The organism is Pseudomonas sp. HMWF021 (genome assembly GCF_003061005.1).
GTDB lineage: Bacteria > Pseudomonadota > Gammaproteobacteria > Pseudomonadales > Pseudomonadaceae > Aquipseudomonas.
Genome location: NZ_QAIK01000102.1, coordinates 44,228 through 50,069 on the forward strand (window position 1 = coordinate 44,228; position 5,842 = coordinate 50,069).

Annotated in this window: 5 protein-coding genes; 3 read left to right on the forward strand and 2 right to left on the reverse strand. The window is 61.1% G+C overall.

Annotated elements, in window-relative coordinates; translation table 11 throughout:
• On the forward strand, positions 1 to 93 hold a 93-nt coding region (locus DBR18_RS29190; RefSeq protein ID WP_256588701.1), incomplete at its 5' end, for a hypothetical protein.
• A gap of 185 nt (positions 94 to 278) precedes the next feature.
• On the opposite strand, the gene DBR18_RS13695 is transcribed toward DBR18_RS29190, so the two are convergent.
• Positions 279 to 1,628 (reverse strand): MFS transporter, encoded by a 1,350-nt coding sequence (locus DBR18_RS13695; RefSeq protein ID WP_108590703.1) that lies wholly within the window; start codon positions 1,626 to 1,628, stop codon positions 279 to 281.
• Between the two features lie 299 nt (positions 1,629 to 1,927).
• Between DBR18_RS13695 and DBR18_RS13700 the strand changes: the two genes are divergently transcribed.
• Positions 1,928 to 2,296, forward strand: coding sequence for a YkgJ family cysteine cluster protein (locus DBR18_RS13700; RefSeq protein WP_108590704.1), 369 nt, complete (start codon positions 1,928 to 1,930; stop codon positions 2,294 to 2,296).
• A 148-nt stretch (positions 2,297 to 2,444) separates the two neighbouring features.
• Positions 2,445 to 4,727 (forward strand): bifunctional diguanylate cyclase/phosphodiesterase, encoded by a 2,283-nt coding sequence (locus tag DBR18_RS13705; protein WP_108590705.1) that lies wholly within the window; start codon positions 2,445 to 2,447, stop codon positions 4,725 to 4,727.
• Here the strand turns inward: DBR18_RS13705 and DBR18_RS13710 are convergent.
• Positions 4,618 to 5,514, reverse strand: a complete 897-nt coding sequence (locus DBR18_RS13710) for an NAD(P)-dependent oxidoreductase (RefSeq protein WP_177482383.1) — start codon at positions 5,512 to 5,514, stop codon at positions 4,618 to 4,620. The two genes, DBR18_RS13705 and DBR18_RS13710, sit on opposite strands and share 110 nt — an antisense overlap.
• Positions 5,515 to 5,842: the final 328 nt, after the last annotated feature.

Genomic DNA, 5,842 nt, shown 5'->3' on the forward strand with positions numbered 1-5,842 from the left:
GATGCGTTGCGCCAGCAGCGTGAACAGGGTCTGGCGATGCTGGACAAAGCAGCACTGCGTCTGGAAGCGATCCGGGTGCTGGTGGCGGGTTAAGTCCCCTGCTCCACCGCTGTAAATGAAAAGGCCCGCAGTGATGCGGGCCTTTTTGTTTGTCTGTCATTTATCAGCTGATTCTGATGGCCCTATCGCTGGCAAGCCAGCTCCCACAGGGTTTGGAGTGTTTACAAATTATGCGTATGACTCGGTCACTGTGGGAGCTGGCTTGCCAGCGATAGCAATCATGCAGTCGCCACAGAAACATCAGGCTCAACCACCGCCATCAACCCCTCCCTCATTCGCTGCGCATCGCGCACAAAACAGCACGCCGCCAGAAACAGAAACACCATGGTGAAAAACAACGCCACCGGAATCAGGTACATCGCATCATGCAGCCCGACGGCCTTGAACGCCTCGGTCATCTGCTCCGCCCCCGCCGAGAGCATCGCCGCTTTGGCAAAGTGATCGGACAAGGCCCCCACCACCACCGGCCCCAGCCCGCCGCCGAGCAGGTACAACCCGGCAAAGAACAGCGCCATCGCCGTCGCCCGCAAACGCGGTTCGACCACGTCCTGAATCGCCGTGTACACACAGGTATAGAAGTTATAGGCAAACAGCCAGCCGACGCTGAACACCGCAACGAACACGCCGATCTCGACCCGCCCGGCATGCAGCGCCCACGCCGTGCACAGGGTGGAAATGATCAGGCTGAACCCGGCAAACAGCAGCCGGCCGTTGGCGACTCGTTGATGAATCTTGTCGGCGATCCAGCCGCCGAGGGTCAGGCCGATCAACCCGGTGATGCCGACGATCACGCCGGTCGCCACCGCCGCCTCCTGCAACGGCATCAGGAAATAGCGCTGCAGCATCGGCACCAGAAACGAGTTGCAGGCATACGTGGCGAAGTTGAAACACAGCCCGGCCAGCACCAGCCAGAGGAACGTCGGCACGGCAAGCACCCGGCGGATCGGCTTGTCGACTCTCTCCTGGGAGACCTGCACGGTTTCCGCCGCCCCGCGTTTCGGCTCCTTGATGAAGAACATGAACACCGCGAGGATCAGCCCCGGCACCGCCGCAATAAAGAACGGCGCGCGCCAGCTGTCGAATGCCTTGACCATCGCGCCGATGGTGAAAAACGCCAGCAGCAGGCCCAACGGCAGCCCGAGCATGAAGATGCCCATGGCCCGCGCCCGACGGTGGGCCGGGAACAAGTCACCGATCAGCGAGTTGGCGGCCGGCGCGTAACTGGCCTCGCCAATACCGATGCCCATGCGCACCAGCAGAAAACTCCAGAAACTGCCGACCAGACCGTTGACCGCCGTCAGCGCGCTCCACGTCGCCAGGCCCCAGCCCATCAGTTTGCTGCGCGAGCCGGTGTCGGCCATTCGGCCCAATGGCAGGCCGGCAATCGCATAAACCAGGGTGAACGCGGTGCCGACAATCCCCAGTTGAAAGTCACTGAGGTGCCATTCCATGCGGATCGGTTCGATGATGATCGCCGGAATGGTGCGGTCGAAGAAGTTGAACAGGTTGGCGAGGAACAACAGGAACAGAATGCGCCAGGCATTCGCCGCTTGGGTCGAGTTCTGCATGGGTCCGTCTCTTTATTGTTATTGGGGCTTCTGCCGTCGCATCCGAGCCCGGAACCTGCAATCTAGACAGGCGGGCAAGGACTGTCTGTGATCATTCGTCAGCCTGATGACGGCCCATGGCACTGTAACGAAACGTAAGCCCTTGAAAACGCAGCAATCCCCCATAAACCGGGGGTTTTGCAGCAAAATCCTGCCACAAAAAAATACTTTCGCGCCCCCCTTCCCAAGTTCATGGCGAAGCCTAGAATAGCCGCCGGATCCGTCCGGATTCGCCGATCAACCCCTTTGATGCCCTCCCAATGTCCGAAGTCAGTCCGTGTCTGAATTGCGGTGCCTGCTGTTCCCATTTTCGCGTGTCTTTTTTCTGGGGTGAATGCGCTTCCTCCGGCGGTACGGTGCCCGATGAACTGGTCACCCAGATCAGCCCCAGTCGCGTGGCGATGAACGGCACCGACTGCAAATCGCCGCGTTGCACGGCGCTAGTCGGCGAAGTGGGCAGCCAGGTGCAATGCTCGATTTATGAGCAACGCTCCAGCCCCTGCCGCGAATTCGAGTCGTCCTGGGAAAACGGCGAACAGAATGTCGATTGCGACAAGGCGCGCGCCCGCTTCGGTTTGCCGCCTCTTGAGCCCGGCTGGAATCAGATCCCTTACGAGCAGAGCGCCTGACCGTTAGCGCTAATCGCTATTAGGCTCATGTCAAAATCGTTGACGCCAATGTGCCACTACCGCTTGCACGGCAAAAACCGCCTCTATACTCCAGTCATTCGCCTGCGTCGCAGACGCAGTAGGGACGACTTCAGAGACGGGGCATGCTATGGAGTGGCTTGGTTTGCAGTTTGTTACCGAGCTGCCGGAGAGCGGGCAGGTCATTCTCGATTGCACACATAATCCCTTGCTGGTGATAGTGGCCTATCTGGTTGCCTGCGCCGCCAGTTTTGCCACCCTGGATATGGCAGAGCGGGTCGGTCACGCTGAAGATCGCAGCTCGCAGCGCGTGTGGCGCTGGATTGGCGCGACGTGCCTGGCCGGCGGTATCTGGGCCATGCACTTCATCGGCATGCTGGCGTTCCAGGCACCGATCGAGATCCATTACGATCTGGCGATCACCCTGTTTTCCCTGCTGATTGCCCTGCTCGCCTCGTGGCTGGCGATGCACACCCTGAGCGAACCACAGCCCTCACTGCTGCAATACCTGAAAACCGCCATCGTCATCGGCCTCGGAATCGCCGGCATGCATTACGTCGGCATGGCGGCCATGCATTCGGTGGCCACCGCTTATTACCAGCCCATGCTGTTCAGCCTTTCGATCGTGATTGCCATTGTCGCCAGTTTTGCCGCGCTGTGGGTCGCCGGGCATTTGCGTGAGGGCAGCGGCCTGTCGCATCAATTGCTCAAATATGCCGCCGCGTTGATCCTTGGCGCCGGCATCATCAGCATGCATTTCACCGGCATGGCCGCGTTGCATCTGGTATTGCCCGAAGGCACCGCGCCGACCATGGCGGCCGAAACCAGCCAGATGCAACTGGGCCTGACGGTCGCCCTGATCATCCTGCTGATTCTCGGCAGCGCGATCAGCGCGGCACTGGCCGACAAGAAACTGCAGAACAAGGAACACGACCTGCGCCGGGTCAACGCCCTGCTCGGCCAGCTCGATCAGGCGCGCATGTCACTGCAGCAAGTGGCCAACTATGACGCGCTGACCAACCTGATCAACCGTCGCGGCTTCAATCAGATCTTCGCTGAAAAACTCAGCCAGAAAACCAGCGAGGGCGGCATGCTCGCGGTGATGTTTCTCGACATCGACCACTTCAAGCGGATCAACGACAGCCTCGGCCATGATGCCGGTGACGCCCTGCTCAAGGTCATCGCCAATCACATCAAGGGTTCGGTGCGCAGCCACGAAGACGTGGTTGCGCGTTTTGGCGGTGACGAGTTCTGCATCCTGATCGGCCTGCGTGACCGCGAAGAGGCGCGCAACATGGCGCAACGCATCATGCTGAAAATGAAGGAGCCGATCGAGCTGGCCGGACGGCGCATGGTGATGACCACCAGCATCGGCATCAGCCTGTTTCCCGACGACGGCACCACCTGCGAAGAACTGCTCAAGCACGCGGATCTGGCGCTGTATCAATCCAAGGGCGCCGGGCGCAACGGCCTGCATTTTTTCAGCTCCAACATGAAGACCCGCGCCAGCCTCGAACTGCAACTGGAAGAAGAATTGCGCCACGCCCTGCGTGAAGAAAACGGGCTGATGCTCTACTACCAGCCGATCTTCGAACTGAAAACCGGCCGGGTCACCAAACTCGAAGCACTGATTCGCTGGCAGCACCCGGTGCACGGCCTGCTGGCCCCGGATCGTTTCATCGCGATTGCCGAAACCAACGGCCTGATCGCCGAGCTGGACAACTGGGTGCTGCGCCGGGCCTGCACCGACCTTGGCGAACTGTCCCGTCATGGCTGCGACGAACTGAAAATCGCCTGGAACTGCTCGCCGCTCAACCTTGCCCGGGAAGAACTGGCCGACGAAATCGAAAGCGCGCTGCGCACCGCCGGCGTCGCGCCGGAACGACTCGAACTGGAAGTCACCGAAAACGCGCTGATGGGCAACATCGCCAACACCCTGGTGCTGCTGCGGCAGATTCGCGCCCTCGGCGTTTCGCTGTCAATCGACGACTTCGGCACCGGTTATTCGTCGCTGGCCTACCTCAAGCGCCTGCCGCTCAACACCTTGAAGATCGACCGTTCGTTCATCCTCGACATCCCCAAGGCAACCGCCGACATGGAGATCGTCCAGGCGATCATCGTCATGGCCCACACCCTGCATCTGCAGGTGGTGACCGAAGGCGTGGAAAGCCTGGAACAGTACGAGTTTCTCGAACGCTCGGGCTGCGACTTCATTCAGGGCTACCTGCTCAGCCGCCCGGTGCCGCTGGCCGAGTTACGCCCGGTGCTGGAGGAAATCAATCAGCGCAAACACGCCCACGCGGTCAATCCGCTGACTCTGGCGCGCGGTACATTTGCACCAGTGTCGCTGGATCCTTCGCCAAAAAGCCCTGCGCCCCATGCAGGCGCATCAGTTGTGCGGCCAATCCGCTGATCGGAGTGGCCGAGCCTTGTTCGCGGGAGAATTTCACCGCAGTGTCGAGGTCCTTGAGCAGCGTGCGCACGTGCCATTTCACCGGTTCGAAACGGCTCTCGGCCATTTGCGGGGCGAGGATCTGCAACGGTTTCGAATCGGCAAAACCACCGGCCAGCGCTTCGGCGATCAGGCTCGCATCGACCCCGGCCTGCTCGGCCAGCGCCACCACTTCGGCAATCACCAGCGCATTACACGCGACGATCATCTGGTTGCAGGCCTTGGTCACTTGCCCGGCACCGATGCCGCCCATGTGCGTGACGCGCTGACCGAGGCTGAGCAACACCGGACGCACCCGGTCCAGATCCGCCGCCTCGCCACCGACCATGATTGCCAGACTGCCCGCCTCGGCGCCGACCACCCCGCCGGACACCGGTGAATCGAGCCAGCTCATCCCGGTCTTGTCTGCCAACTCGGCCGCCATCTCGCGAGTTGCAGTCGGTTCGAGGCTGGAGAAATCCACCAGCAACTGGCCTTTTTTCGCACCTTCTGCGACCCCGCCGGCGCCAAACACCACCTCGCGCACCACCGCCGTATCGGCCAGACAAAGCATCACCACGTCCGCGTGTTCACACAGTTCAGCGGGGCTTGCCACCTGCCGGGCGCCCGCCTCGACCAGTGGCGCGCACTTGGCCGGGTTGCGATTCCACACGGTCAGCGGATAGCCGGCGGCCAGCAAACGGCGGCACATCGGCAGGCCCATCAGGCCGATTCCGGCGAATCCCAACGAAGGTAGCGTTGACATCATTTAGCCTCCTTTTGATTAAAGATCGCCGAATAATGGCCGATTCATGAACGATCAGGAAAGGATTCCCCCGCGCGACGATCAGGCCAAGCCCCTGACGCCCGGGCCAAATACGCGCAGTCAACGACGCGAGATCCCCTTTCCGTGAGGCTCGATGACATCGGTCGCCGAGCCAACCCTGTCCAGGTATATGGCGCACAATGACTTCTAAAAACAATCCGGCCACTGCGGTATCCGATCTGACCCTGAGCCCTGCGGCGCACAGCCCGGCTCCGATGAAGCCATTGCCTCCCTCGCGCCCGCTGGGCACCCACCAATATCTGTACTACAC

Excerpts from the sequence above, each read along its gene's own strand:
- DBR18_RS13695 (WP_108590703.1), bottom strand. The coding sequence starts at position 1,628 with ATGCAGAACTCGACCCAAGCGGCGAATGCCTGGCGCATTCTGTTCCTG.
- DBR18_RS13700 (WP_108590704.1), top strand. The coding sequence starts at position 1,928 with ATGTCCGAAGTCAGTCCGTGTCTGAATTGCGGTGCCTGCTGTTCCCAT.
- DBR18_RS13705 (WP_108590705.1), top strand. The coding sequence starts at position 2,445 with ATGGAGTGGCTTGGTTTGCAGTTTGTTACCGAGCTGCCGGAGAGCGGG.
- DBR18_RS13710 (WP_177482383.1), bottom strand. The coding sequence starts at position 5,514 with ATGATGTCAACGCTACCTTCGTTGGGATTCGCCGGAATCGGCCTGATG.